The organism is Kitasatospora sp. NPDC032150 (assembly GCF_055579945.1).
On sequence record NZ_JBVIMH010000122.1, the window covers coordinates 1 to 1,031 of the forward strand.

Sequence of the window (1,031 nt, forward strand, 5' to 3'; positions counted from 1 at the left end):
GGATCGGCATGGCCGGGCACTCCATCGGCGGCGACGCCGCCTCCGTCGCCATGGCCGCCGACGACCGGATCCGCGCCGGAGTGAACATGGACGGCAGCTTCTGGGCGCCGGAGCCGGCCACCGGACTGCACGGCCGCCCCTTCCTGCTACTCGGCGAGCAACAGGACAACACCGCCGGCAGTGAGGACGGCAGTTGGGGCAAAGCCTGGGCGAACATGGACGGCTGGAAGCGCTGGCTGGCCGTCACCGGCGCCGACCACAGCAGCTTCACGGACATGGACCTCCTCGCTGCGGCAGCCGGTAGGCCGACCCCCAACGGAATCTCCGCACCCCGCTCGGAGGAGATCACCCGCAGCTACGTCGCCGCCTTCTTCGACCTCCAGCTGAAGGCCGTCCCGCAGCCGCTGCTCGACGGCCCCTCCCCCGCCAACCCCGAGGTCACCTTCAAGCACCCGTGACCGCACGTACGACCTCGTGACCGCCGCCGGGCGGGCCACCACCTCGGCCCGCCCGGCGGCCCGTTGAGTGAAAACACACCGAACTGCGAACACGGCCACCCGAACCGCGAACACCGGCCGAACCGCAGACACCGGCCAGGCAGCGGACATCGAAGCCGGCGGTCCGCCAAATGCCCTATCCACCAAGGGTCCTGTACCTCTCACTGATGATGGCTCTACGCCTCAGGGGTAACAGCGACATCCGCCGCTGAGTGGACGTCAGACGGCGCCCCGGCCATCTACCGTCCTTGCCATGACCAGAATCCGTCGCACCGCCGCGGCCGCCGCGCTCGCGCTCCTCCTGCCGCTGCCGATCGCCGGGGTGGCTTCTGCCGCACCCTCCGCCACTCCCGCGGCTACCGCGGCCGCCGCCCCGAAGGCGTTCACCTCGCCCGAACTGCCCCGCCCGACGGGCCCGCACGCGGTCGGCCGCGACATCCTGCACCTCGTCGACCAGGACCGCCCGGACCCCTGGGTCCCCTCCGCAGGCCCCCGCCAACTCATGGTCTCGATGTACTACCCCGCCCACCCCGG

At 71.6% G+C, this 1,031-nt stretch carries 1 protein-coding gene and 1 pseudogene; both read left to right on the forward strand.

What is annotated here, in order from left to right; genetic code table 11:
• Positions 1-458 (forward strand): alpha/beta hydrolase (locus tag ACZ5ON_RS36115; RefSeq protein ID WP_465601870.1); only part of this gene is annotated, 458 nt, incomplete at its 5' end.
• Between the two features lie 292 nt (positions 459-750).
• Positions 751-1,031, forward strand: a pseudogene (locus ACZ5ON_RS36120) (alpha/beta hydrolase); the annotation flags it as partial.